Consider the following 25,711-nt stretch of genomic DNA (forward strand, 5'->3'; position numbering starts at 1 on the left):
AGGGGGAGAAATGTTCGACTTCGACATTGTCACCGGTAAGGCCGTTCAGGAGATCCTGCGGAATTCCCGGACCTCGGTGCTCGACATCGTGGAACGCGCCTATCTGGCGCACGAACGGGGTGACTCGGTCAACCCCGACAGCTATTTCCTGCGCTTCCCCGACAAGCCCGACTCGCGGATCATCGCGCTGCCCGCCTTCCTCGGCGACGACGTCCAGCTCGCCGGTATCAAGTGGATCGCCAGCTTCCCCCGGAACACCGCCTCCGGTCTGCCCCGGGCGGCTGCGGTCCTCGTGCTCAACGACTACGAGACCGGCTATCCGGTCGCCTGCATGGAGGCCGCGGGGATCAGCGCGGCGCGCACCGCCGCTTCGGCCGCCGTCGCCGCCCGTACGCTGCGGCCCGACGGGCACCGGGGCACCACGGTCGCCGTCGTCGGCGGCGGAGTCATCGCCCGCAACATCTGCGACTACCTGCACGCCTCGGGATGCGACCCGGACGCGTATCTGGTGCACGACATCCACGAGCCGTCCGGCCAGGCGCTCGCCGATCACATCCGCGTCACGCAGGGCCGCACCGCGTCCTTCACCGCGGACCTCGACACCGCCCTCGCGGCCGACACGGTCGTGTTCGCCACGACGGCGCTCGAACCGTACGTCACCCGGCCGTTCGCGGCGGGTCAGGTGGTCCTCAACATCTCGCTGCGGGACCTGACGCCCGAGGTCGTCCTGGGCGCGGAGAACATCCTGGACGACGTCGACCACTGCCTGAAGGCCAACACCTCGCCGCATCTGGCCGAACAGCTCTCCGGCTCCCGCTCCTTCGTCACCGGGACCCTCGCGGCCGTGCTGAACGGCGAGGTCACCCCGGACCCCGCCCGGCCGGTGATCTTCTCGCCCTTCGGGCTCGGGGTCCTCGACCTGGCCGTCGGCACCCATGTCCTCACCCAGGCGCGCGCCGACGGCACGGCGCTGGCGGTGCCGGACTTCTTCGGGGAGACCAGCCGATGGTGACGACCGCACAGGAACCCTCCACCGCACCGGCGTCCGCCGCGATCATAGGCCTCGGCCCGCGCGGTCTCGGCGTCCTGGAACGGCTGACCGCCCACGCCCTCGCGACCCCGACCCCCCTCGTCGTGCACCTGGTGGACCCGGGCACCGAGGGACCCGGATTCCACCGCCCCGACGAGCCCGACCACCTGCTGCTCAACACCGTCTGCGCCCAGGTGACGGCGTTCGCGGACGCGGACATGGTGGACGGTCCCGTCCCCCTCACCGGACCCTCGCTGCACGACTGGTGCCTCCGGCGCGATCTGCGCCTGGACGAGGACGGCTTCACCGTGCGGCCGGGGCGCGGCCGGGAGATCAGGCCCAACGACTTCCTGCCGCGCAGGCTGCTGAGCGAGTACCTGGCCTGGGCCGCGCGCCGGATCATGGACGCCGTCCCCGGCCACCTGACCCTCGTACGGCACACGACGACAGCGGTCGACGTGGTCACCGGGACCGGCGGCAACGGGCCGGAGCAGCGCGAGACGGTGGTCCTCGCCGACGGCGGCCGCATCGCCGCGGACGCCGTCTTCGTCACCGTCGGCCACCACTCCCTCCACCTGCCCCCGCCGCCCGCCGAGGCGCCCCGGTCGGTCGGCCGCCCGTATCCCCTGCCCGGGGCGCTCGACGCCGTCGCCCCCGGGGACCGGGTCGCCGTGCTGGGCACGGGCCTGACGGCGATGGACGTGATCGCGACGCTCACCGTGGGGCGCGGCGGCCGGCACGTCCGCGACGGGGACCGGCTGCGCTACGAACGCAGCCGGCGCGAACCGCTGATCGTGCTGGCCAACCGGTCCGGGCTGCCCGCCCGGAGCAGGCCGTATCTCCACCCCGGACGGGTCCGCCCCGCCCCGCTCGCGCTGACCGGGGAACGCCTGTCCGCGCTGCGCGCACGGCGGCCGGGCGGCCGGCTGTCCTTCATCCGGGACGTCCGGCCCCTCGTCGTCGCCGAGATGGAACTCGCCTGGTACCGCACCCTGCTCGCCCGCGACCTGGGCGGCCGGACCCCGGACACGGCCCGGGCCGCCGCCCGACTCGCCGACGAGGCAAGCGGGTCGGGGTACGAAGGAGTCCTCGCCGGTTTACGGGAGCGCTTCGGCCCGAACCCGGTCGCCGGGCTGCTGAACGGCGCACCGGCCACCTCCGACGACCTCGGCGGCGCACCCGCGACCTGGCCGGACCAGCGCGCGTACACCGCGTACTTCACCGCCGAGGTGGAGCACGACCTCGGCGAGGCGCGCGCGGGTCTCGGTGTCAGCCCGCTGAAGGAGGCCCTGGAGGTCCTGCGCGACCACCGCGACGCGCTCCGCGCCGTCGTGGACGCGCCGGGCCTGGACGACGAGTCGGCGGCGTACTTCTTCGGCACCTTCGCCCCGCTGGTCAACCGTCTGGTGATAGGCCCGCAGCTCGACCGCTCCGCCGAACTCCTCTCGCTGCTCGCCGCGGGCGTGCTGCGGCTGGGGCCGGGCCCCGGTCCCAAGGTGATCCCGCCCCTCGGCGGGGGCGGCCCCTGGCAGCTGGAGTCGACCCTGCTCGACGCGCACACCGTCGTGGACGTCGATCACGTGGTGCACGCCCATGTGACCGAGCCCGTGGCGGAGCGGGTCACCGGCTCGCTGCTGAGCCGCCTGGTCCGGTCCGGCCGCGCCCGGACCCGTACCGCCGGCGGGACCCCGCTGCCCGGTCTGGACGTCAACCGGAGCGGCCAGGGCATCGCCCGGACGGGCGCGGTCCAGTCCCGGCTGTTCTTCCTGGGGCCCCACACGGAGGGGTCCAGCTACTACAACCACTACGTCCCCTCCCCCGGCACCCCGTCGCGTGCGCTGCTGGACGCGGAGCTGGCCCTCACCACGGCCCTGCCGCAGCTGCGGGGCGTCCCGACCCTCCACCGCACCCCCGCCGCGGCCGGGGCGGCCCCGTCCGACGAGAGGAACCGATGAACAACCGCGAGAAGTACACGCCCTGGACGCACACGTACCACGTGGAGACCCGGGCCGCGCAGGGCGACGGCTGGCGCTCCCCCACCACCGGGGCCGTGCCGCCCGCCATCAGCATGGGCGCCACCTACGCCAGGGACAGCGAGTACCGCACCCCGGCGGGCCTGGCCTACCTGCGCGACCAGGGGGCTCCCGGGTACGAACAGGTCGAGGACGTGGTGGCCGGGCTGGAGGGCGGCTCGCGCGGCCTGCTCTTCTCGTCCGGGATGGCCGCCGCGACCGCCGTCTTCCAGGTGCTGCCCGCCGGCTCCCGGGTCGTGGTGCCCCGGACGATGTACTTCGGGCTCACCAAGTGGCTCCTGGAGTTCGGTACGGAGCAGGGCCTCGAAGTGGTCCAGGTGCCCATGGACGACCTGGACGCGGTCGCCGCCGCGGTGGCCGCCGCCCCCACCCGCCTGGTGTGGGCGGAGTCCCCCGCGAACCCCACCTGGACGGTGACGGACCTCGCGGCGGTGGGCGCGGTGGCGCGCGAGGCCGGAGCCCTGTTCGGCGTGGACAACACGGTGCCCACGCCCGTCCACTCCCGCCCGTTCGAGCTCGGTGCCGACCTCGTCATGCACTCCGGCACCAAGTACCTCAACGGCCACACCGACGTGGTGGCCGGTCTGCTCGTGCTGGCCCCGGACCCGGGCGAGCGGGCGGCCGCCCTGTGGGAGCGGCTGGAACTGCACCGCAGGCTGACCGGGCCCATGCTCGGGCCGCTGGAGACCTATCTGCTGATGCGCGGCATACGCACGCTGTTCCCGCGCATGCGTCAGATCTCGGCCACCGCCATGGCGCTCGCCGAGCACTTCGCCGGCCATCCGCTGATCCGCAAGGTCGCCTATCCGGGGCTGCCCGACGACCCGGGCCACGCCATCGCCGCACGTCAGATGAGTGACGGGTTCAGTGGCATGCTCTCCCTGCACGTGGCCGGGGAGTGGCAGCGCTCCCTGCGCACCGCCCAGCACTGCGAGTTGTTCATTCGCGCCACTTCCCTCGGCGGAGTGGAGAGCCTGATCGAACACCGCTATACCTTCGAGGGCCCGGGCAGCACGTCCCCCAAGGACATGCTGCGCGTCTCGGTCGGCCTGGAGAATCCCGCGGACCTCGTCGCCGACCTCGAACAGGCCCTGGAGCGGGCCGCGAAGGAAGACCGTTGAGCTCTGAGACCCACACCCCCCACCCCCCGGCGGCCGACCCGTCCGCCGGGGGCGCCCCCGCGGACCCCGGCGGGGCACCCCCGGCGGAGGACTCCGCCGGACACCGGCCCGGCCTCTGGCGGGACGCGTCCCTCTCGGCCGTCCTCGCGGGCTTCATCGCCGTCGTGGTCTCCTACTCCGGGCCCCTGGTCATCGTGCTGGCGGCGGCGTCGGCCGGTCATCTGACCACCGGCCAGACCAGCTCCTGGGTCTGGGCCATCTCCATCGGCTCCGGCCTGACCTGCGTCGGGCTCAGTCTGCGGACCCGGATGCCGGTCATCACCGCCTGGTCGACGCCCGGCGCCGCCCTGCTGGTCACCAGCCTCGGCGCGTACTCCTACGGGGAGGCCGTCGGCGCGTTCCTGGTCACCGGGGTCGTGATCACCCTCGTCGGGCTGACCGGGGTCTTCGGGCGGCTGATGCGCCATGTGCCGTCGGCGGTGGTCTCCGCGATGCTCGCCGGGATCCTGTTCTCCTTCGGGACCGGGGTGTTCACCTCGCTCACCTCCGCGCCGTACATCGGCGGGGCGGTGCTTGTGGCCTATCTGCTCGGCAAGCGGATGTTCCCCCGGTACGCCGTGCTGGCCGCGCTGGCGGCCGGTGTGGTGGCCGCGGCGGCCACCTCGCGCCTGCACGTGCACCTGGACGGCGTCGGCCTGGCCACCCCGGTCCTGACCACGCCGCACTTCTCCGTGGCCTCCCTGATCGGCATCGCGGTACCGCTGACCCTGGCGACGCTCGGCTCGCAGAACGCGCCCGGGATCGGGGTGCTCACGGCCGCCGGATACCGCCCGGACGACCGGCTGCTCATCGGCTCCACCGGGCTGGTCTCGACCCTGCTGGCGCCGTTCGGCTCGCACGCGATCAACCTGGCCGCCATCACGGCCGCGATCTGCACCGGTCCGGAGGCCCACCAGGACACCCGGCGCCGGTACGTCGCCGGTGTGTCCTGCGGGGCGTTCTACCTGCTGATCGGCCTGTTCGGCTCCACGCTGGTGGTGCTGTTCGCGGGGCTGCCCAAGGAGCTCATCGCGGCGACGGCGGGCGTCGCCCTCTTCGGCGCGCTGGCGGGCGGGCTGACCGGGGCCATGACCGAGGAGAAGGACCGCGAGGCCGCCCTCATCACCTTCCTCGCCACCGCATCCGGGATCACCCTGCACGGGATCGGATCGGCGTTCTGGGGCCTGCTGTTCGGCATGGTCACGCACCTCGTCCTGACCCGCCTGCGCCGCCCCGCCCCGGCGGCCTGACAGGCGCCCCGGGACCCGTACGACCGCAGGGGCCGGACACCGTCAGCCGACGGGGTCCGGCCCCTGGCGCGTCCCCGCCGCCCGGTCCAGCAGCCCGGTCCGGGCGGCCAGCGCGGCGGCCTCCAGACGGGAGCCGACGCCGAGCTTCATCAGGACGCGCTGGACGTGCGTACGCGCGGTGCTCGGCGCGATCCGCATCCCGGCCGCGATCAGCCGGGTGTCCTCGCCCTCCGCGACCCGGACCAGCACCTCGACCTCGCGCGGGGTGAGCAGCCGCAGCAGCCGGCGGCCCTCGTCGTCCGGCTGGGCCACCGGGTCGAGCAGTTCGGCGAAGGCGCCCTGGAGGAGCTGGGGTGCGATCGCCGCCTCCCCGGCCCTGGCCTTCGCCATGGCGCGCTCCACGCCCTCGATCCGCTCGTCGTGCCGGACGTACCCGGCGGCCCCGGCCGCGAAGGCGGCGGCGATCCCGCGTGGGCTGGGGACCGGGCCGAGCACGACCACCGCGGTCTGCGGGCGCTCGCGCCGGATCCGGACGACGGGGTCGAAGGTGCCGGGCACGGCGGGCGAGGCGGTGCCGAACAGGCAGACCTCGGGGGCCCGTCCGACGACGAGGTCCGCCGCCCCGGCGGTGGGCGCGGCGGCGGCCAGCACCCGGTGGCCGCGCAGTTTCAGTGCCGAGGCCAGCGCCTCGGCGAGCAGTCGGTGGTCGTCCACCACCATCAGCCGGACACCCATCGCCCCATTCCCCCCGTCCCACCGCCAAGGCCCCCCGGCCCTCCAGGGCCTGCAAGTTACACGGCCGGATACGCGTGTGGGGGTGGAACCGGCCGGTTCCACCCCCACATGTGATGCGGGCTCAGCTGGTGTGGAAGGACACCACCAGGTACTCCTTCTCGTCCAGCGAGCTCTTGCGCGGGGCGCTGATCATCGTCTCGGAGATGAAGAACCGCCCCTGTTCGTAGCGGAACTCCGCGTAGTCCGGGGTGAAGCTGGTCTCCGCGTCCCGGACGGCCTTGTCGGCCGGGTTGCGCATCAGGACGGTCTGCTTGAAGGTGCTGCCGTCGATGGAGACGACCTCACCGCCCTTGTCGTACGGGGGTTCCCGGTACGCGATGATGTTGGTGCCGTCCATGCGCAGCGGGAACATCGTGAACTTCTCGCCCGCGTCGGCCCGGTCGCCGGTCTGCTTGCCGGTGGTGAGGTCGAAGGAGACGATCTCGTTGGTCCGGCTGAAGCTCTCGCCGGTGCCCTCGTGCTCCTCGGTCGGCAGGTAGATGCGGTTGTTGCCGACGGCGAGGTGCTGGCACTGCTCGACCTCGGTGGAGCCGCACCTGGCGGCGTACTTCTCGGCGTCGGCGGAGATCCGGATCTTCAGCTTGCCGGTGGTCTCGTCGATCGAGAAGAAGTCCGAGATGCTGCTGCCGTCGCCGGCGGTGTCGCCGACGTCGGCGGCGACGACGAGCGGCTTGGTGGAGACGATGCTCGCGTAGTCGACACCGGCCGGCATCTTGTACGAGGAGAGCGGGGCGCCCGTCGTCGGGTTCAGCGCCTGGATGACGAGCTGCGGGTCGTCGTACGTACCGCACTTGCGGACGGTGGCCAGGGCCTCGCCGCCGCCGTAGCCGAGGTCGTAGCAGCCGTCGGTGCTGACCTTCGGCTTCCAGAGCTCGGCGCCGTCGGCCAGCTTGAAGGCGGCGCCGCCGTCGAGGCCGCCGGCGGCGACCGTGCTGCCGCTGAGGGTGACCTCGGTGAAGCGGACGGGGCGGTCACCACCGGTGGAGGCGGTGATCGACTTGTTCCACAGCAGCTTGCCGGTGGCCAGGTCGAGGGCGCCGACCTGGGTGCAGGTCTGGTACTTCTTGGCCTTCGTGCGCTTGGCCTCCTCGAAGAGGATGGCGGTCTTGAAGTCCTTGGTCATGTGCCGGGAGGCCCCGCACACCTGGCCGTCCAGCGGGATCGACCACGCCTTCTTGCCCGTGTCCAGGTCGTAGCCGACGACCTCGTTGACGCCCGACTTCACGTACACCTTGTCGGTGACCCAGGAGCCGTCGACGGACGTGACGTCGGTGACCTTGGGCTGCGGGAGCTGGAAGCCGACGGCCGAGTCGACGTTGGCCGGGGCCTTCTCCTTGCCGCCGGTGGAGCCCCCGTTCCCGCCGTCGTCGCCCTTGCCGCCCTTGTTCTCGCCGGAGGTGCCGGCGGAGGTGCCCGCCTCGTCCTTCTTGTCGTCCCCGCCGCTGGAGGCGTACCAGATGCCACCGCCGATGATCAGGGCGACCGCGACCACGGCCGCGACGATGATCTGGGCCTGGGTGGAGAACTTCTTCCCGCCCCCGCCCTGCGGCGGCGTCGGGTAGGCAGGCTGCATCGGGGCGGTCGGGTAGCCGTACGGCTGCTGCTGGCCCTGCTGCGGGAAGCCGTAGCCGGGCTGGGTGGGGGGCTGCTGCGGCTGGCCCTGCGGGAAGCCGTAACCGGGCTGCGTGGGCGGCTGCTGCGGCTGGCCCTGCGGGAAGCCGTAGCCCGGCTGGGTCGGCGGCTGCTGCGGCTGACCCTGCGGATAGCCGTAGCCCGGCTCCGTGGGCGGCTGCTGGGGCGGGCCGGGGGGCGGCGGCGGGGTCGGGGCGCCGAAGCCACCGGAGGGCGGGTCCTGCGGGGCGCCGAATCCGCCGGGCGGCGGGTCCTGCGGCGCGCCGAATCCGCCCTGGGGCGGGTCGTGGGGCGGCTGCTGGGGCGGCTGGGTCATGGCGTTGCGTACCTCGGGGAAGGGGGTCGGTCGGGTTCGTCCGGGCAGGGGTGAGCCGTCAGTTGCCGAAGGCCATCATGGTCTTCGTCTCCAGCTCTTCCTTGTCGTTGCTCGCGCTGACCCGCCCGCTCGTGATGAACGAACGCCCGTCCACGTACCGGATCTTCGGGTTGTAGAAGGAGCGCTCGATCTCCGAGGTGGAGTCCGGGTGCTTGAGGATCATCTTCGGGGTGCCGCCGGCCGGGGAGAGGGTGGCGATGCCGCCGCCCTTGCTGTAGCCGCCCTCGACGTAGAGCAGGATGTTGCCGCCCTCCATGCCGAGCGGCTTCATGGTCTCCTCGGCGGGCGAGTCGGCCTTCCACTTCGTCTTGCCGGTGTTCAGGTTGAACGCGACGACCTTGTTGGTGCGGGCGGAGCCGCTGGTGTCGTCCGACGTGGACATGTAGAAGGTGTTGGCGTCGGCCGCGACACCGGTGCAGTCCTGGAGCTGCTGTCCGAAGATGGAGAAGCCGCCGCCGCACTGCGGGGAGAACTTGTCGCCCTTGTCACTCTGTATCTGGGAGCGCAGCGAGCCGTTCTCGCGGAGCGCGATGACGCTCCACTTCTTGTCGTCGCTGTCGCCCTTGGTGAGGGAGACGATGAGCGGGGAGACCGAGTAGACCTTGTCGACCTGCCAGCCGAGGGCCGGCTTGTAGGTCCACTTCGCCTTGCCGGTGTTGGGGTCGATCTCCTCGATCTCGTTCTGCGGGTTGTCGAAGTCGTTGGTACGGCAGTTGACCGCGGCGATGAGCTTGGCGCCGCCGGCGAAGGCGAACGGCTCGCAGTTGCCGCCCCGCTTGCCGAAGACCTCCTTGCCGTCGCTGACCCGGTAGCCGTTGCCCGTGCCGGTGCGGCCGGCCGTGACGGTGTCGCCGCTGATGGCCATGGAGAGGTCGGACATCATGTCGAAGAGGCCGCTCTTCTTGACCTCCTTCTTCCATCCGGCCTTGCCCGTGTTGAGGTCGATCTGCTGGAGGGCGGAGCAGTCGGCCTTGTCGGTGGTGCCGTTCTTGATCGCGATGACGATCTTGCCGTCGGTGGTGGTCTGCTCGGGCGCGGAGCAGATGTCGGCGGGCAGCTTGAGCGTCCACTTCTGCTTGCCGTCGGCGACCGAGTAGCCGGAGACCGTGCGGTACATGCCCTTGACGATGGTGTCGCCGACGATCCAGGGGCCGTAGACGGTCGCGCCGTTGCGCGGGAGGTCGATGTCGTTCTTCTGCAGCCAGAGGACCTTGGCCTCGCCGTCCTTGCGGCCGCTGTTGAGGTCGTCGTCCTCCTCCCGGCCGGTGCCGTTGCCGTCGCCCTGGTCGACGGTGGGGGACACGGACGGCTTCGTGACCTGCTCGCTCTTCTTGGCGACCGGCTTGTCGTCGTCGCCGTCGCCGCCGCTCGTCGCGAAGTACACGCCGCCGCCGATGACCAGGAGCGCGACGACCGCGGCCCCGATGATCATGGCCGGCTTGCGCTTGAACGGGTTGCCGCCGCCGGAGCCGTTCGGTCCGGGCGGCACGGGCGCGCCCGGGTGCTGCTGCGGCGGGAAGCCGTAACCGGCCTGCGGCTGCTGGCCGTACGGACCCGGCTGCGGCTGCCCGTACGGGCCGGGCTGCTGCTGGGTGTACGGGCCCGGCTGCGGCTGACCGTAAGGGCCGGGCTGCTGCGGCTGGCCGTAGGGACCCGGCTGCTGCGGCTTGTCGTACGGACCGGGCTGCTGCGGGTAGCCGTAGCCCGGCTGCGTGGGCGGCGGGGTCGGCGGCGCGGCGGGGGCCTGGGGCGGCGCGGCGGGCGGCGGCGGGGTCTGCGGCGGGCCCTGGGGCGGCTGCGGTACCCCGTGCGGCGGCTCCTGCGGAGCGCCGAAGCCTCCCTGCGGCGGTTGCTGTCCGGGCGGCTGGGTCATCAGCACGTCCCCCTTCGTGCGGTCCGGTGCCCGTTCCGGACTCCCCCGCGATCCCGCCCGGCCCGGGGGCAAGACCCCCCGGACCACGACGGAATGGAGCGAATCGGGCATGGATCCCGCAGTGTCACGTCAGTCGAGCGGGACTTCTTTGTACCACCCACCCGGGGGCGCCTTCCGGTTCGGTCCACCCCTGTTCCCAAGGGAGGACCGGGCCGTGATGCCGCTGTGATGCTTCGGACCGTCAGCCGCCGTAGACCACCACGGAGCGCGCGTCCACCTCGTCGTCGCCGTCGATGCCGCTGAGCCGCGAGGGCGTCAGCACGGTGCGTCCGCCGGTGTACGCGACGCGCGGTTCGAAGATGCCGCGCTCCAGGTCGGCGCCGGACGCCGGGTGGCGCTGCACGAACTGCGGGGTGCCGCCGCCGGAGGGGAGCGTGGCGATCCCGCCGCCCTTGCCCTTGGCCGCGTGGACGTACATCAGCAGCTTGCCGTCCTCGGTGCGCAGCGGGGTGACGGACTGGCCGTCCGGTGCGTCGGCCGACCAGCGGAACTTGCCGGTGGACAGGTCGAACGCCACGATCTTGTTGGGCTGTGTGGCTCCGAGCTCGCCGTGATTGGTGCTCATGTAGAAGGTGTTCGCGTCGGCGGCCACGCCCACGCAGTTGTCCAGGTTCCGGCCGAGCGACATCAGGTCCCGCTCGCACTCGACCTGGTAGTCCCCCGGCCCGCCGGAGAGCTGGGAGCGGTAGGTGCCGTCGGCGTTGAGGACGAGGATGGCCCATTTGTCGGGGTCCTCCAGCTGCTTCAGCGAGACGACGAGCGGGCTGACCGAGTAGATCTGCCCGACCTCCCACTTCTTCTTCAGCTTGTACGTCCACAGCGCCTTGCCGGTGGCGGGGTCGATCCGCTGCACCTGCTGGTCCTTGTACTCGTCGTCGGCGGTGTGGCAGCTGACGGCGGCGATGGCCACCGGTCCGCTGGCGAGGCCGAACGGCTGGCACGGCCCGGTCCGTTCACCGAAGAGCTGCTTGCCGTCGCTGACCCGGAAGCCCTCGGTGCGGCCGGTGCGGCCGACGGTCACGGTGTCGCCGTTGATGGACATCGCGAGGTCGGAGAGCCCGTCCCAGACGCCCTTGCGGACGTACGACTTGCGCCAGCCGGCCTCGCCCGTCCGCAGGTCGACCATCTGCAGCGTGTCGCACTCGGCGTCGTCCGCGCTGTCGTGCCTGATCCCGAGCACGATCTTGCCGTCGGCGGTGGGCTGCGAGGGGGCCGCGCACATCCTGGTCGGCAGCCGGAGGTCCCATCGCCGGGTGCCGTCGGAGACCGAGTAGCCGGAGACCGTGTTGAACAGGGCCCGCACGACGACGTCCCCGGCGAACCAGGGGCCGAACTGGTCCCCGCCGTTGCGCGGCAGGTCGATGCCGCCCTTCTGGATCCAGGCCACCTTCGCCTCGCCGGGCTTGGCGCCGGCGTTGATGGTCCGGGCCTCCTCCTCCGGGCTGACCACCGGCTCCCCGGTGGCCCCGCTCCTGGTGGGCGAGGGCTTGACCGTGGGCTTCGCGGAGTGGGTCGGCCCGGCGAGCGGCTTGTCGTCGTCCCCGCCGCCGCTGGTGGCGAACCAGATCCCGCCGCCCGCGAGGAGCGCCACGGCGAGCACGGCCCCGACGATCTTCGCGGTCCGGCCCCGCAGCGGCCCGCCCGGGCCGGGCGGGGATGCCGGGGGCTGCTGCTGGGTGGGCATCTGGTGCGGCCCCGGCTGCGTGTACGGGCCGGGCTGCTGGTTGTACGGACCCGGCTGCTGGTTGTACGGGCTCGGCTGGGGCGGTCCGTAACCCTGCGGCGGATAGCCGTAGCCGGGCTGGGCGGGCGGCTGGGTGTACGGACCGGTCCCCGGATCGTACGGTGCTCCGAACTCGCCCTGCGGCGGCTGCTGTCCGGGCGGCTGACTCATCGGACCCGTCCCCCTGTGGTGAAAGTGGCACGGTCATGCCCCGCACCGGGCAGGGCTTCTTTGTATCACCAGCCCCACCCGTAACAACGCTCAGGCGTCCTCGGCCAGTTCCAGCCAGCGCATCTCCAGCACATCGCGCTCCGCGACCAGTTCGCGCAGTTCGGCGTCGAGCTTCGCCACCTTCTCGAAGTCTGTGGCGTTCTCGGCGATCTGCGCGTGCAGGGTCGTCTCGCGGGACGACATCTTCTCCAGCTGCCGTTCGACCTTCTGGAGCTCCTTCTTGGCCGCGCGGGCCGCCTGTGCGGAGACCGCGGGCGCCGCCGGGGCTGCGGACCGCTCGGCGGCCGGGGCGGCGGGCGCCGCCGTCTCGGCCTGGCGCTGCCTGCGCTCCAGGTACTCGTCGATGCCGCGCGGCAGCATCCGCAGCGACTGGTCGCCGAGCAGGGCCATGACCCGGTCCGTGGTGCGCTCGATGAAGAACCGGTCGTGGGAGATCACGATCATGGAGCCGGGCCAGCCGTCGAGCAGGTCCTCCAGCTGGGTCAGGGTCTCGATGTCGAGGTCGTTGGTCGGCTCGTCCAGGAAGAGCACGTTGGGCTCGTCCATCAGCAGGCGCAGGATCTGGAGCCGGCGCCGCTCACCGCCGGAGAGGTCGCCGACGGGCGTCCACTGCTTCTCCTTGGCGAAGCCGAACTGCTCGCAGAGCTGTCCGGCGGTCATCTCGCGGCCCTTGCCGAGGTCCACCCGGTCCCGCACCTGCTGGACGGCTTCGAGGACCCGCAGGTTCGGGTTCAGCTCGTGGACCTCCTGGGAGAGGTAGGCGAGCCGGACGGTCTTGCCGACGACGATCTTCCCGGCGGCGGGCTGGACCTCGCCCTCGCTGCGGGCGGCCTCGGCGAGCGCCCGCAGCAGCGAGGTCTTGCCCGCGCCGTTGACCCCGACCAGGCCGATGCGGTCGCCGGGGCCGAGCTGCCAGGTGAGGTGCTGGAGCAGCGTCTTGGGGCCGGCCTGGACGGTGACGTCCTCCAGGTCGAACACGGTCTTGCCGAGCCGGGCGTTGGCGAACTTCATCAGCTCGCTGGTGTCGCGCGGCGGCGGCACGTCCGCGATGAGCTCGTTGGCGGCCTCGATGCGGTAGCGCGGCTTGGCGGTGCGGGCGGGGGCGCCGCGCCGCAGCCAGGCCAGCTCCTTGCGCATCAGGTTCTGCCGCTTGACCTCCTCGGTCGCGGCGATCCGCTCCCGTTCGGCGCGCGCGAACACGTAGTCGCTGTAGCCGCCCTCGTACTCGTGGACGGTGCCGCGCTGCACGTCCCACATGCGGGTGCAGACCTGGTCCAGGAACCAGCGGTCGTGGGTGACGCAGACCAGGGCGGAGCGGCGGGCGCGCAGATGGCCGGCGAGCCAGGAGATGCCCTCGACGTCGAGGTGGTTGGTCGGCTCGTCCAGGACGATCAGGTCCTGCTCGGCGATGAGCAGCTTGGCGAGCGCGATGCGGCGCCGCTCACCACCGGAGAGCGGGGCGATGACCGTGTCCAGGCCGTTCTGGAAGCCCGGCAGGTCCAGCCCGCCGAAGAGGCCGGTCAGCACGTCGCGGATCTTGGCGCTGCCCGCCCACTCGTGGTCGGCGAGATCGCCGATCACCTCGTGGCGGATGGTCGCCTGCGGGTCCAGCGAGTCGTGCTGGGTGAGCACGCCGAGGCGCAGCCCGCCGCTGTGCGTGACGCGGCCGGTGTCGGCCTCCTCCAGCCGGGCGAGCATCCGGATCAAGGTCGTCTTGCCGTCGCCGTTGCGGCCGACGACACCGATCCGGTCGCCCTCCGAGACGCCGAGGGAGACACCGTCGAGCAGGGCACGGGTGCCGTAGACCTTGCTGACCTGCTCGACATTGATGAGGTTGACGGCCACGAACGCTCCAGCTAAGAGGAAGACTCCGGTCTTCCAGCGTAGTCGCCGCCGCACGAACCTCCGTACGGGCGCCCGCCCGGCCCCGGTGTACCTTGCGCGCAACGATCAAGGGGTGGGGACTGTCATGACACGTCGTACGGTTCGCGGGCTGGTGCCCGTACTGCTGGCCGCGGCCGCGCTGACCGGCTGCTCGTCGGACGCGGATTCCGGCGGGGACGCGAAGCCGGAGAAGTCCGCGGCGCCCGCCGCGAAGACCGCGGCCAGGGGCGGCACGGTCGGCGGCGCGGGTTCCGGCTGCGAGCTGCCGGTGACGTTCGGCCTGGCGAAGGACTGGAAGCCGAAGGCCGTCGCGATCGACCCGGACTCGGACTTCGCCGAGCTGGCCGAGCAGGGCCCGGTCACCCTGGCCTGCGAGATCGACGCGAAACCGGCCGGGCAGATCGGCTTCCTGCGGGTCTGGCGGACGAAGGCCACGACCGTCACCCCGCGCGAGGCGCTGAAGGGCTTCGTCGGGGCGGACGAGAACGCCTCCGGGGCCGCGTACAAGGAGGTCAAGGGCAACGGGCAGCCGCTGACCGAGGTGGCGTACACCGTCCACAGCGAGCTCATGGACGAGGACCGCCCCGCCCACGCCTTCGCCCTCGCCACCCCCGAGGGCCCCGTCGTGGTCCACCTGGGCGGCCTGGACGCGGACGAGCACGACGAGATGCTTCCGGCGTACGAGCTGGCGAAGCGCTCGGTACGGGTGGGCTGAGCGCCCTCCTACAGGACCGTCGCGCCCGGGACCGGGGAGGCCGCCGTGCGCGCCGTGCGGCAGGTTCCCGAGGCGGTGAGGGCCGCGGCCACCCGGTCGGCCGTCGCCGCGTCCTCCGTGAGGAACGCGGTCGTCGGGCCCGAGCCGGAGACCAGGGCCGCCAGCGCCCCCGCCTCCGTGCCCGCCGCCAGGGTCGCGGAGAGGGACGGGCGCAGGGCCAGCGCGGGCGCCTGGAGGTCGTTGCTCAGGGAGGCGGCCAGGGTCTTCGGGTCGCCCGACCGCAGCGCGTCGAGGAGGGCGTCCGAGGCCTCCGGTTCCGGGACCCGGGTGCCCGCCGTGAGGCGGTCGAACTCGCGGTACACCGCCGGGGTGGAGAGCCCGCCGTCGGCCACCGCGAACACCCAGTGGAAGGTGCCGCCGACCTCGACCGGGGTCAGCCGCTCGCCCCGGCCGGTCCCGAGCGCGGCGCCTCCGACCAGGCTGAACGGCACGTCGCTGCCCAGCTCGGCGCAGAGGGCGAGCAGGTCCTCGCGCGGGGTGCGGGTCCCCCACAGCGCGTCGCAGGCCAGCAGGGCGCCGGCGCCGTCCGCGCTGCCGCCCGCCATGCCCCCGGCGACCGGGATGTCCTTGTCGATGTGGAGGTGCACGTCGGGCGCGATGCCGTGGCGCGCGGCCAGCGCGGACGCCGCCCGGGCCGCGAGGTTCGAGGCGTCCAGCGGGACCTGGGCCGCGTCCGGCCCGGAGCAGGTGATGCGCAGGCTGTCGGCGGGGGTGACGGTGACCTCGTCGTACAGGCCGACGGCGAGGAAGACGTTGGCCAGGTCGTGGAAGCCGTCGGGGCGCGCGGCGCCGACCGCGAGCTGGACGTTGACCTTGGCGGGGACCCGTACGGTGACGCTCACCGGTCACTCCCGTTCTCGTCGGCTGCGGGCTTGTTCTCGGCGATCGCCGCGAACTCCTCGATCGTCAGGGACTCCCCGCGCGCCTGCGGCGAGATGCCCGCCGCGACCAGGGCGGCCTCGGCGCCCGGTGCGGAACCGGCCCAGCCCGCCAGGGCCGCGCGCAGCGTCTTGCGGCGCTGCGCGAAGGCCGCGTCCACCACCGCGAAGACCTCCGCCTTGCTGGCGGTCGTCGCCACGGGTTCGGTGCGGCGCACCAGCGAGACGAGCCCGGAGTCCACGTTCGGCGCGGGCCAGAAGACCTTGCGGCCGATGGACCCGGCGCGCTTGACGTCCGTGTACCAGTTCGCCTTCACGGACGGCACGCCGTAGACCTTGTTGCCGGGCCGGGCGGCCAGCCGGTCCGCGACCTCCGCCTGCACCATGACGAGCGTGCGCTCGATGCTGGGGAAGCGGTCGAGGACGGTGAGCAGCACCGGCACGGCGACGTTGTACGGGAGGTTGGCGACCAGCGCGGTGGGCGGCGGGCCGGGCAGTTCGCGTACGAGCATGGCGTCCGAGTGCACCAGCGCGAAGCGGTCGGCGCGGGCGGGCATCCGGGCGGCGACGGTGGCGGGCAGCGCCGCCGCGAGTACGTCGTCGATCTCGACGGCGACGACCCGGTCGGCGACCTCAAGGAGCGCGAGGGTCAGCGAGCCGAGGCCCGGGCCGATCTCGACCACCACGTCGTCCGGCCGGACCTCCGCCGTGCGCACGATCCGGCGGACCGTGTTGGCGTCGATGACGAAGTTCTGCCCGCGCTGCTTGGTGGGGCGTACGCCGAGGGTGTCGGCCAGTTCGCGGATGTCTGCGGGGCCCAGGAGGGCGTCGGACTCAGTGCTGCTCACCGGTCAAGCGTACGGGGCCCCGGGCGGGCCCCCGCTCAGTAGTCGAACGCCCGCGCCGTGTTCTCCGCGATCGCCTCGGCCAGCGTGTCCTCGTCCAGGCCCTTCACCGCCGCCATCGCCCGCAGCGTCACCGGGATCAGGTACGGCGCGTTGGGCCGCCCCCGGTACGGCGCCGGGGTCAGGAACGGGGCGTCCGTCTCGACAAGGACCAGTTCCAGCGGGGCGACCGCAAGCGCGTCGCGCAGCGGCTGGGCGTTCTTGAAGGTCATGTTCCCGGCGAACGACATGAAGTAGCCGGCCTCCGCGCAGACCCGGGCCATGTCCGCGTCGCCGGAGTAGCAGTGGAAGACGGTCCGCTCGGGCGCCCCGGCGTCCGCGAGGATGCGCAGGACGTCCGCGTGGGCCTCGCGGTCGTGGATGACGAGGGCCTTGCCGTGCCGCTTGGCGATCTCGATGTGGGCCCGGAAGGACTCCTCCTGGGCGGCCATGCCCTCGGGGCCGGTCCGGAAGTAGTCGAGGCCCGTCTCGCCGACCCCGCGTACGTGCGGCAGCGCGGCCAGCGCGTCGATCTCCGCGAGGGCTTCGTGCAGCGCGGCGGTGCCGCCCCCTTCGCGCGCCCCCTGGCGCGACCAGCCATCCGGGTCCCCGTGCACGATGCGCGGCGCCTCGTTGGGGTGGAGGGCCACCGCCGCGTGCACGTTGGTGTGCGCGGCGGCGGTCTCGGCGGCCCAGCGGGACCCCTTCACGTCGCAGCCCACCTGGACCACGGTCGTCACGTTCACCGCGGCGGCCCGGGCGAGGCCCTCCTCGACGGTGCCGTCCTGCATGTCCAGGTGGGTGTGCGAATCGGCGACCGGCACCCGGAGGGGTTCCGGCAGGGGCGGGGCTTCGGTGCGGCTCATGGCCACGATCGTACGAGGACCGCGGCCGGCCGGCCTACGAGGTCACTTGCGGAACGGGTGCAGGAGGTCGGAGAGGTGCCAGTGGTGGCCGGCGGACGGGACGGCGGTCGCGGCCACCGGCTCCTCGGCCTGCTCCCCGGGGACCAGCGGCCCGGCCGCGGGCTGGGAACGGTTCTGGTTGTGCAGGAACTGCTGGATGTTGGAGACCCGGCCGGCCCGCATGATCCGCACGACGTGTCCGCCGCAGTTGGCGCAGGTCGGGGTGGACAGGGGCGAGGGCACCTGTTCGCCGTCCGCCTTGTAGACCACGTACGCGTGACCGGACACGTCGGTGTGGTGCTCTATCTCGTACGCCTGCTCCCACCCGTGTCCGCACCTCATGCAGGCGAAGGCGTATGCCTCGTGTGCGGTGGCTGCTGTGGTGTCGCTCATGCCTGCTCCTCTTGTCCGTCGGACAAGCACTCCGGGGAATGCGCCCTGCTTCCAGTGGACGCCTTCACCGGCGGGAGCGCACCGGGCCCTGTCGAGTGTTGGAGCGGTTTTGGCCTTCTCGTGGTCAAAGGGGCCGGTACGCGGCTCTCGCTTTGCTTTTCACGATAGTCCTTTGCCGTCGTCGTGGCCGGTCCGAGCAGCATTCTTTGCCGCCACGACGGCGTCGAACACCTCGCGCTTGGGCAGCCCCGCCTCGGCGGCCACGGCGGCGATCGCCTCCTTGCGCCGCTCCCCCGCCTCCTCGCGCACCCGCACCCTGCGCACCAGCTCCTCGGCGTCCAGTTCCTCCCCGCCCGAGGGCGCGCCCTCGACCACGACGGTGATCTCCCCGCGTACCTGCTCGGCGGCCGACCAAGCGGCGAGATCGCCCAGCGGACCGCGCTTGACCTCCTCGTACGTCTTGGTCAGCTCGCGGCACACCGCGCCCCGCCGCTCGGCGCCGAAGACCTCGGCCATCGCGGCCAGGGTGTCGTCCAGGCGGTGCGGGGCCTCGAAGAAGACCATCGTGCGGGGCTCACGGGCGACCTCGCGGAGCTTGGAGAGGCGTTCGCCGCCCTTGCGCGGCAGGAAGCCCTCGAAGCAGAACCGGTCCACCGGCAGCGCGGACAGGGCGAGCGCGGTGAGCACGGCGGACGGGCCGGGCACGGCGGTGACCCGGATGTCCTGCTCCACGGCGGCGGCGACCAGCCGGTAGCCCGGGTCGGAGACGGACGGCATACCGGCGTCCGTGACCAGCAGCACCCGGGCCCCGCCGGCCAGGGCCTCCACGAGTTCGGGCGTACGGGCGGTCTCGTTGCCCTCGAAGTACGAGACGACCCGTCCCGTCGTGTGGACGCCGAGCCCCTGGGTCAGCCGGCGCAGCCTGCGGGTGTCCTCGGCGGCGATGACGTCGGCCGCCTCCAGCTCGGCGGCGAGGCGGGGCGGGGCGTCCGCCAGATCGCCGATGGGGGTCCCTGCGAGCACGAGCGTTCCAGTCGTTCCAGTCACAAGCCCCATCCTCCCGCACGGGGAACACCGCTCCCACAGACGCGTTCCCTACGATGGCGCGGTGACGAGTACTGCGCCCGAAGCCCGGCAGGGCCAAGACGCCGGGGAACAGCACGGCCCGGAGCCGACCTCCTGGGAGCGGCGGCTGCGCCGTTTCGGCCATTCCCCGCGCCCCGACACCGGGCTGCGGGAGCGGCTGATCCCGCCGTACACCCGGCCCGGGAACCAGCTGTGGGCGGTGCTCGGCGTGCCGCCGCTGCTCGCGGACCGGCTGGTGCGCTGGTCGGCGTGGGGCGGTCCGCTGCTGGTCGCGGCGGTCGCGGGGGTGCTGCGCTTCTGGAAGCTGGGCAGCCCGCACGCGGTGATATTCGACGAGACGTATTACGCGAAGGACTCCTGGGCGCTGATCAACCAGGGGTACGAGGGCGACTGGCCCAAGAACGTCGACAAGCTGATCCTGAACGATCCCTCGCAGGTGCCGGTGCCCACCGACCCCGGGTATGTGGTGCACCCGCCGGTCGGCAAATGGATCATCGGCCTCGGCGAGCAGATGTTCGGGTTCACGCCGTTCGGCTGGCGGTTCATGGTCGCCGTGCTCGGCACGCTGTCGGTGCTGATGCTGTGCCGGATCGGCCGCCGGCTGTTCCGCTCGACGTTCCTCGGCTGCCTGGCGGGCGCGCTGCTCACGGTGGACGGGCTGCACTTCGTGATGAGCCGCACCGCGCTGCTCGACCTGGTGCTGATGTTCTTCGTGCTGGCCGCGTTCGGCTGCCTGCTCATCGACCGCGACTGGGCCAGGCGCCGGCTCGCGGCCGCGCTGCCGGTGGACGAGGACGGGGTGCTGCGCCCGGACGCGTGGGTCGCGGAGCACCTGCGCCTCGGGTGGCGGCCCTGGCGGATCGCCGCCGGTGTCTCGCTGGGCCTGGCCGCCGCCACGAAGTGGAACGGCCTGTACATCATGGTCGCGTTCGGCCTGATGACGGTGTTGTGGGACGCGGGCGCGCGCCGCACCGCCGGGGCCGTACGCCCGTATCTGGCGGTGCTGCTGCGGGACGTGCTCCCGGCGTTCGTCTCGGTGGTCCCGGTCGCGCTGGCCACGTACCTCGCGTCCTGGACGGGCTGGATCGTCCGGAACTCGCCGGACCGGCACGGCTACTTCCGGGACTGGGCGGCGACGGACGGCAAGGGCGGCAACTGGACCTGGCTGCCGGACTGGGTGCGCAGCCTGTGGCACTACGAGCACCAGGTGTACGACTTCCATGTGCACCTCACGTCCGGGCACACGTACCAGTCCAACCCGTGGAGCTGGATCGTGCTGGGCCGCCCCGTCTCGTACTTCTACGAGGAGCAGAACGGCTGCGCCGAGTCGGTGACCGGGAAGTGCTCCCGCGAGGTGCTGGCGCTCGGGACGCCGCTGCTGTGGTGGGCGGCCTGCTTCGCCCTGGTGTACGTGCTGTGGCGGTGGATCTTCCGCCGCGACTGGCGGGCGGGCGCGATCGCCTGCGGGGTGGCCGCGGGCTGGGTGCCGTGGTTCCTGTACCAGGAGCGCACGATCTTCCTGTTCTACGCGGTCGTGTTCGTGCCGTTCCTGTGCCTGGCGGTGTCGATGATGATCGGCGCGATGCTGGGGCCCGCGGCGGAGACGGGGCCGCGGTACGAACTCGGGCTCGCGAAACCCGACCCCTCCGGGGAGCGGCGCCGGACGCTGGGGGCGGTGGCCGCCGGGGTCCTGGTGCTGCTGATCATCTGGAACTTCATCTACTTCTGGCCCCTGTTCACCGGAACACCGATCCCGGAGGACGCCTGGCGCGACCGGATGTGGCTGGACACCTGGATCTGAGCGGCCCCATCCCGCCATTCATGCCATGTCCGCGTCGCATTCCGATAACAACCGGTACTCCTGTCACTACGGTCCCGTAAGGTGCCCCGTACAGCCTTCTTGAACGTGTTCAAGAAGCAGGCTCCGGGGGATGGGGACAGCAGGGAATGCGCAGTGGAGCGAAGGTAGGCATAGTCGGCGGGGTGTTCGCGCTCGTGCTGGGCGGGGTGGGGTACGGGGCGTACAACATCCTGGACGGGCTCGGGGACAGCGGTGTCGGCGGTCATACGACCACGGCCGCCGACTCCTCCGAGGTGAGGTCGGGCCCGGTCACCGGGGAGGAGATCGCCGACACCTCGAAGAAGTTCCTGGCCGCGTGGGCGGAGGGCGACGCGACGGTCGCGGCGGCGCTCACCAACAACAAGGCCGAGGCGGAGCCCGCGCTCACCGGTTACAGCGACACGGCGCACGTCACCAAGGCCGTGATCACCCCGGGCAAGGCGACCGGCTCGACCGTCCCGTACACCGTGAAGGCGACGGTCTCGTACAAGGGCGCGACGAAGTCCTGGTCGTACGCCTCGAAGCTCACCGTCGTCCGCGGACTGACGACCGGGCGTGCGCTGGTCGACTGGGAGCCCTCCGTCATCCACCCGGACCTCGCCAAGGGCGAGTCGCTGGAGACCGGCGAGTCCTCCACCGCGTCGATCGAGGCGGTCGACCGCAACGGACAGGTGCTCACCAAGGAGAAGTACCCGTCGCTCGCCGGCATCCTGGACGAGCTGCGCAAGAAGTACGGCGAGAAGGCCGGCGGCACGACGGGCATCGAGACCTGGATCAACAGCGCGAACGCCGACGGGGCGGACAAGACGCTGCTGACCCTGGTCAAGGGCAAGCCGGGCAAGCTGCAGACGACGATCGACGCGAAGATCCAGGCGGCGGCCGAGCGGGGCGTGAAGAAGTTCGCGGAGGCGTCGGTCGCGGCGGTCGAGCCGTCGACGGGGGCGATCCGGGCCATCGCGAACAACCGGACCGACGGCTTCGACGCGGCCCGGAAGGGCAAGGTCGCCCCCGGCTCCACGATGAAGATCATCACCTCAGCGATGATCATCCAGAACGGCCTGGGCAGTGCGAACGCGCCCGTCAACTGCCCGGCGACCGTGCCCTGGGAGGGGGTCGTCTTCCACAACCTGAAGGACTTCTCGATGCCGAGCGCCACGCTGAAGACGGCGTTCGCCCGGTCCTGCAACACCGCTTTCATCAAGCCGGTGCTGCCCCTGGGCAACAAGCGCGACACCGCGCTGGGCAACGAGGCCAGTCAGTACTTCGGGCTCGGCGGCGACAACTGGCAGGCCGGGATCGCGACCTGGGACGGGAGCGTCCCCGAGTCCTCCGGCGCCGAGACCGCCGCCTCGTTCATCGGCCAGGGCAAGATCGAGATGAACCCGCTCAACATGGCCTCGGTGACCGCCACCGCCGTCAACGGCCGCTTCCGGCAGCCGTTCATCGTGGCGCGGTCCCTGGACAACCGGACCTTCGCCACCGCGACCCCGCTGCCGCCCGGCGTCTCCACCCAGCTCAAGGAGATGCTGCGCTACACGGCGACCGCCCCCGAGGGCACCGCGACGCAGGCCATGGCGAGCGTCGGCCCCGACAAGGGCGCCAAGACGGGCTCGGCGGAGATCGACGGCCACGCCACGTCCGACAGCTGGTTCGCCGGCTTCAGCAACGACCTTGCGGCCGCAGCCCTGGTCCAGTCCGGCGGCCACGGCGGCGACGCGGCGGGCCCGGTCGTCGCGGAGGTCCTGCGGGCGGGTCCGTGAGCCCGGGAGGCCCGGACGTCCTGGTCGATCCCGGCGTCGACGTCCCGGTCCCCGCCGACGGCGAGACGTGGGCCGTCGGCGGGGTGATCCTCGACGGCCGGGGCCGCGCCTTCGCCCAGAAGCGTGGCCCGCGCCAGCGGCTGTTCCCCGGCTGCTGGGACATCGTGGGCGGCCATGTGGAGCCCGGCGAGAGCCTGTTGACCGCCCTCGCCCGGGAAGTGGGCGAGGAGACGGGGTGGCGCCTGCGCCGGGTGCGGACCCTGCTCGGGGTCACCACCTGGACCGGCGACGACGGCGGCGGGCTGCGGCACGAGGCGGACTACCTCGTGGAGGTCGACGGCGACCTGGAGCACCCCGCCCTGGAGTGGACCAAGATCAGCGCGTACGGCTGGTTCGGCCCCGGGAACCTGGACCGGCTCAAGGAGAACCGCGACCCCGCCGACTTCCTGATCCACGACAGGATCGCCGCCGCGCTGCGCTCTCAGTAGCCCACCGTGAAGTGCCGCTCCCCGTACGGCACTTCCATCTCGTCCAGCACCGCCACCGCCAGGTCCTCCGCCGCGATGCGCGAAGTGCCGTCCGCCGCGGTGAGCAGGGTGGTCGTGCCCCGGCGGTACGCACCCGTGCGGGGGCCCGGCTCCAGGACGGCGGGCGGGCTCAGGTAGGTCCAGTCGGCCGACGGGTGCGCCCGGCAGGCGGCGAGCTGGGCGGAGCTGGCAGCGGCGACCGTGCGCCACTGCGGCGGTACGTACGCGGGGTCGTCCACCACCAGCCGCCCGGGGTGCCCGGGAACCGCCAGCGGGCCTGCGCCGCCGATCACCAGGATGCGCGTCCCGGTCTTCGCCGCCGCGTCGAGCAGCGCGGTCGTCGTCGCCGCGATCGTGTGCTCGCGCCCCACGGGCGGACGGGTCGCGGCCACCACCGCGTCGGCCCCGTCGAACAGGGCGGCCATCGCGTCGGTGTCGTCCGCGTCGCCCGCCACCGGGGTGACGCCGGGCGGCAGGCTGTCCGGCCGGGTGGAACGGTACACCGCGAGGAGCGCGTGGCCCCGGTGCGCGGCTTCGGTGACGACGCGGGAACCGGCCATGCCTGCGGCTCCGATGACGGCGATCCTCATCGAGGGGTCCTTTCCGGTACGGGGGTGGGGAGGACGACAGGGGCGCGCCCCGGGAGCTGGCCCCCGACGATCGAGGCGAGGGCGAGCGCGAAGCCCGTCAGCTGGACCGGGCCGAGCGTCTGGCCCAGGACGAGCGCGCCGAGACCAGCCGCGACGAGCGGCGAGAGCAGGCCGAGGACGGCGACCGAGGTCACCGGCAGCGCGCCGATCCCCCGGAACCACAGGGCGTACGTCAGCAGCCCGCCGACCAGGCCCAGCCAGAGGTAGCCGAGCGCGGCGCGGCCGTCGATCGCGGGCGGGGCGCCCTCGGCGAGGAAGGTCACCGGCGCCAGGAAGAGGCCCCCGGCGGTGAGCTGCCAGCCGGTGAAGGCGAGCGGCCCGACGCCTTCGGGCCGCCCCCACCGCTTGGTGAGCGTCACGCCGAGCCCCATCGTGGCCGCCCCGGCGAGACCGGCCGCCACCCCGGCTCCGTCGAGCCGCGCCCCGGGCCCGATGACCACCAGGCCGACGCCCAGCACCCCCGTAACGCCCCACAACAGGGGCCTTGCGGCCAGGGGTTGGCGGAGGACGGCCACCGCGAGGACGGCGACGACGAGCGGTTGCGCGGCGCCCAGGGTGGCGGCGACACCGCCCGGCAGCCGCTCCGCCGCGATGAACAGCAGCGGCAGGAAGAGCCCGATGTTGAGCACCCCCAGCACCGCCGCCTTCCCCCACCAGGCGCCGCGCGGCAGCGTGCGGGTGAGGGCGAGGGCGATGAGCCCGGCGGGCAGGGCGCGCAGGAGACCGGCGAACAGCGGGTGCCCGGCCGGCAGGAACTCCGTGGTGACGAGGTAGGTCGTGCCCCACACCGCCGGAGCGAGCGCGGTCAGGGCGGTACGGGGCAGCGCCCCGGATCGACTGGTGGTCATGGCTCGAAGTCTCGGCCCGGGCCCATTGATGAGTCCAACACATGCTTGTCACCGCATTGATCTCGATCCGCGATGGATGGACGATGCACCCATGGAGCTCCAGCAGATGCGTTACGTGATCGCCGTGGCCGAGACCAGCAGCTTCACCCGGGCCGCCGAGCGGTGCCTGGTCGTGCAGTCGGCGCTGAGTCACCAGATCGCCCGTCTGGAACGGGAGTTGGGCGGGCGGCTCTTCGAGCGGACCACCCGCCGGGTGCGGCTGACCCCGGCCGGCGAGGCGTTCCTCCCGGCCGCCCGCCAGTGCCTGGAGGCCGCCGAGCGCGCTGCCGCCGAGGTCGCGGCGTCCGTCGGCGAGGTGCGTGGGCGGCTCGCTGTGGGCCTGATCCCGACGGTCACCGCGGTCGACATCCCGGCCGCCCTGGGCGACTTCCGCCGCCGCCATCCCCAGGTGCGCGTCAGCCTGCGCGTCGGCGCCAGCGACGATCTGGCCGAGCAGGTCCGCGAGGGCACCCTCGACGTGGCCTTCCTCGGGCTGCCCGCGACCGCAGTGCCCCGGGGCGTCGGCCGCCACGAACTGGCCCGCGACCGGCTCGTCGCCGTGGTCGCCCCGGACCATCCGCTGGCCGGGGCGCCCTCCGTGGACCTGCGGAGACTCGCCTCGGAGGTGTTCGCGGACTTCCCGGCGGGCACGGCCGGACGCGCCCAGACCGACCAGGCGTTCACCGCCGCCGGACTCCCCCGCGACGTCGCCTTCGAGGTCACCACCGCGGACTACATCGCAAGCCTCGTCGCCCCCGGCCTGGCGGTGGCCATGCTGCCGCCCGCGTACGCCGCCCGCCTCCCCGGCCTCGTCGCGATCGAGGTCTCCGACGCCCCGGTCCGCGTCCAGCACGCCACCTGGAGCCGCACCGGCCGCACCCCGGCCGCGACGGCGTTCCTGGGGGCGCTCGGCATCCCCGTAAAGGACGGGGAGGACTCATGAAGTGATGACACGAAGTATTGACACGCTCTTGTCAGGGACGGAACACTCCAGAAAACGGGAGAGCGCTCTCCAAGAATGACCGCAGCGCTTCCGTCCTCCCCGGCCGGGCGCCCTCCCTCTCACCCCACGCTCCCCC

Annotated in this window: 21 protein-coding genes; 9 read left to right on the forward strand and 12 right to left on the reverse strand. The window is 72.7% G+C overall.

What is annotated here, in order from left to right:
• The first annotated feature begins 10 nt into the window (after positions 1–10).
• From sbnB to AMK18_RS27555, 4 genes are read left to right on the forward strand one after another with little or no spacing between them, the layout of a single operon-like run.
• Positions 11–1,012 (forward strand): 2,3-diaminopropionate biosynthesis protein SbnB, encoded by a 1,002-nt coding sequence (gene sbnB, locus AMK18_RS27540; RefSeq protein ID WP_018104132.1) that lies wholly within the window; start codon positions 11–13, stop codon positions 1,010–1,012.
• Positions 1,006–2,985 carry an FAD/NAD(P)-binding protein gene (locus AMK18_RS27545; RefSeq protein ID WP_073864887.1) on the forward strand — a complete coding sequence of 660 codons (1,980 nt, stop codon included), beginning with the start codon at positions 1,006–1,008 and terminating at the stop codon, positions 2,983–2,985. Before sbnB ends, AMK18_RS27545 begins: the two co-directional genes overlap by 7 nt.
• The gene (locus tag AMK18_RS27550; RefSeq protein WP_073864888.1) at positions 2,982–4,184 is read left to right on the forward strand and encodes a trans-sulfuration enzyme family protein; all 1,203 of its coding nucleotides are present in this window, start codon (positions 2,982–2,984) and stop codon (positions 4,182–4,184) included. The genes AMK18_RS27545 and AMK18_RS27550 overlap by 4 nt, the downstream gene beginning before the upstream one ends.
• Positions 4,181–5,473: a benzoate/H(+) symporter BenE family transporter gene (locus AMK18_RS27555; RefSeq protein WP_018104135.1), complete on the forward strand. Its 1,293-nt coding sequence runs from the start codon at positions 4,181–4,183 to the stop codon at positions 5,471–5,473. Before AMK18_RS27550 ends, AMK18_RS27555 begins: the two co-directional genes overlap by 4 nt.
• Positions 5,474–5,515: 42 nt before the next feature.
• Here the strand turns inward: AMK18_RS27555 and AMK18_RS27560 are convergent, their stop codons facing one another.
• From AMK18_RS27560 to AMK18_RS27580, 5 genes are all read right to left on the reverse strand, one after another.
• Entirely contained in the window at positions 5,516–6,208 is a 693-nt protein-coding gene (locus AMK18_RS27560; protein WP_018104136.1) for a response regulator transcription factor, read from the reverse strand.
• 121 nt (positions 6,209–6,329) lie between these two features.
• A complete protein-coding gene (locus tag AMK18_RS27565) occupies positions 6,330–8,216 on the reverse strand; it encodes an outer membrane protein assembly factor BamB family protein (RefSeq protein WP_073864889.1) in 1,887 nt (628 codons plus the stop codon).
• Between the two features lie 58 nt (positions 8,217–8,274).
• Positions 8,275–10,149 (reverse strand): outer membrane protein assembly factor BamB family protein, encoded by a 1,875-nt coding sequence (locus AMK18_RS27570; protein WP_073865045.1) that lies wholly within the window; start codon positions 10,147–10,149, stop codon positions 8,275–8,277.
• Positions 10,150–10,390: 241 nt separating this feature from the next.
• Entirely contained in the window at positions 10,391–12,103 is a 1,713-nt protein-coding gene (locus AMK18_RS27575; RefSeq protein WP_073864890.1) for an outer membrane protein assembly factor BamB family protein, read from the reverse strand.
• A gap of 90 nt (positions 12,104–12,193) precedes the next feature.
• Positions 12,194–14,008, reverse strand: a complete 1,815-nt coding sequence (locus tag AMK18_RS27580) for an ABC-F family ATP-binding cassette domain-containing protein (RefSeq protein ID WP_073864891.1) — start codon at positions 14,006–14,008, stop codon at positions 12,194–12,196.
• A 124-nt stretch (positions 14,009–14,132) separates the two neighbouring features.
• Between AMK18_RS27580 and AMK18_RS27585 the strand changes: the two genes are divergently transcribed.
• The gene (locus AMK18_RS27585; RefSeq protein ID WP_198957094.1) at positions 14,133–14,762 is read left to right on the forward strand and encodes a lipoprotein; all 630 of its coding nucleotides are present in this window, start codon (positions 14,133–14,135) and stop codon (positions 14,760–14,762) included.
• Between the two features lie 8 nt (positions 14,763–14,770).
• Here the strand turns inward: AMK18_RS27585 and AMK18_RS27590 are convergent, their stop codons facing one another.
• From AMK18_RS27590 to rsmI, 5 genes are all read right to left on the reverse strand, one after another.
• Positions 14,771–15,664: a 4-(cytidine 5'-diphospho)-2-C-methyl-D-erythritol kinase gene (locus AMK18_RS27590; protein WP_073864893.1), complete on the reverse strand. Its 894-nt coding sequence runs from the start codon at positions 15,662–15,664 to the stop codon at positions 14,771–14,773.
• Positions 15,661–16,548, reverse strand: coding sequence for a 16S rRNA (adenine(1518)-N(6)/adenine(1519)-N(6))-dimethyltransferase RsmA (rsmA, locus tag AMK18_RS27595; RefSeq protein ID WP_073864894.1), 888 nt, complete (start codon positions 16,546–16,548; stop codon positions 15,661–15,663). Before rsmA ends, AMK18_RS27590 begins: the two co-directional genes overlap by 4 nt.
• 35 nt (positions 16,549–16,583) lie before the next feature.
• Positions 16,584–17,450, reverse strand: a complete 867-nt coding sequence (locus AMK18_RS27600) for a TatD family hydrolase (RefSeq protein ID WP_073864895.1) — start codon at positions 17,448–17,450, stop codon at positions 16,584–16,586.
• 42 nt (positions 17,451–17,492) lie between these two features.
• Entirely contained in the window at positions 17,493–17,882 is a 390-nt protein-coding gene (locus tag AMK18_RS27605; protein WP_018104145.1) for a hypothetical protein, read from the reverse strand.
• Between the two features lie 159 nt (positions 17,883–18,041).
• The gene (gene rsmI / locus AMK18_RS27610) at positions 18,042–18,938 is read right to left on the reverse strand and encodes a 16S rRNA (cytidine(1402)-2'-O)-methyltransferase (RefSeq protein WP_073864896.1); all 897 of its coding nucleotides are present in this window, start codon (positions 18,936–18,938) and stop codon (positions 18,042–18,044) included.
• Positions 18,939–18,990: 52 nt separating this feature from the next.
• On the opposite strand from rsmI, the gene AMK18_RS27615 reads away from it, so the two are divergent.
• The 3 genes from AMK18_RS27615 to AMK18_RS27625 all read left to right on the forward strand — a co-directional run bounded on the left by AMK18_RS27615 (position 18,991) and on the right by AMK18_RS27625 (position 23,056).
• Entirely contained in the window at positions 18,991–20,769 is a 1,779-nt protein-coding gene (locus tag AMK18_RS27615) for a dolichyl-phosphate-mannose--protein mannosyltransferase (RefSeq protein ID WP_073864897.1), read from the forward strand.
• Positions 20,770–20,915: 146 nt separating this feature from the next.
• Entirely contained in the window at positions 20,916–22,568 is a 1,653-nt protein-coding gene (locus tag AMK18_RS27620) for a penicillin-binding transpeptidase domain-containing protein (protein ID WP_073864898.1), read from the forward strand.
• Positions 22,565–23,056, forward strand: coding sequence for an NUDIX hydrolase (locus AMK18_RS27625; RefSeq protein WP_073864899.1), 492 nt, complete (start codon positions 22,565–22,567; stop codon positions 23,054–23,056). Before AMK18_RS27620 ends, AMK18_RS27625 begins: the two co-directional genes overlap by 4 nt.
• On the opposite strand, the gene AMK18_RS27630 is transcribed toward AMK18_RS27625, so the two are convergent.
• Positions 23,050–23,685, reverse strand: a complete 636-nt coding sequence (locus tag AMK18_RS27630) for an NAD(P)-dependent oxidoreductase (RefSeq protein WP_073864900.1) — start codon at positions 23,683–23,685, stop codon at positions 23,050–23,052. The two genes, AMK18_RS27625 and AMK18_RS27630, sit on opposite strands and share 7 nt — an antisense overlap.
• On the reverse strand, positions 23,682–24,593 hold the full coding sequence (locus tag AMK18_RS27635; protein ID WP_018104151.1) for an EamA family transporter: 912 nt from the start codon (positions 24,591–24,593) through the stop codon (positions 23,682–23,684). The genes AMK18_RS27630 and AMK18_RS27635 overlap by 4 nt, the downstream gene beginning before the upstream one ends.
• 91 nt (positions 24,594–24,684) lie before the next feature.
• Here AMK18_RS27635 and AMK18_RS27640 point away from each other — a divergent pair, with 91 nt between their 5' ends.
• Positions 24,685–25,575 (forward strand): LysR family transcriptional regulator, encoded by an 891-nt coding sequence (locus AMK18_RS27640; RefSeq protein WP_073864901.1) that lies wholly within the window; start codon positions 24,685–24,687, stop codon positions 25,573–25,575.
• Positions 25,576–25,711 lie beyond the last annotated feature (136 nt).

Source organism: Streptomyces sp. CB01249, from assembly GCF_001905735.1.
GTDB lineage: Bacteria > Actinomycetota > Actinomycetes > Streptomycetales > Streptomycetaceae > Streptomyces.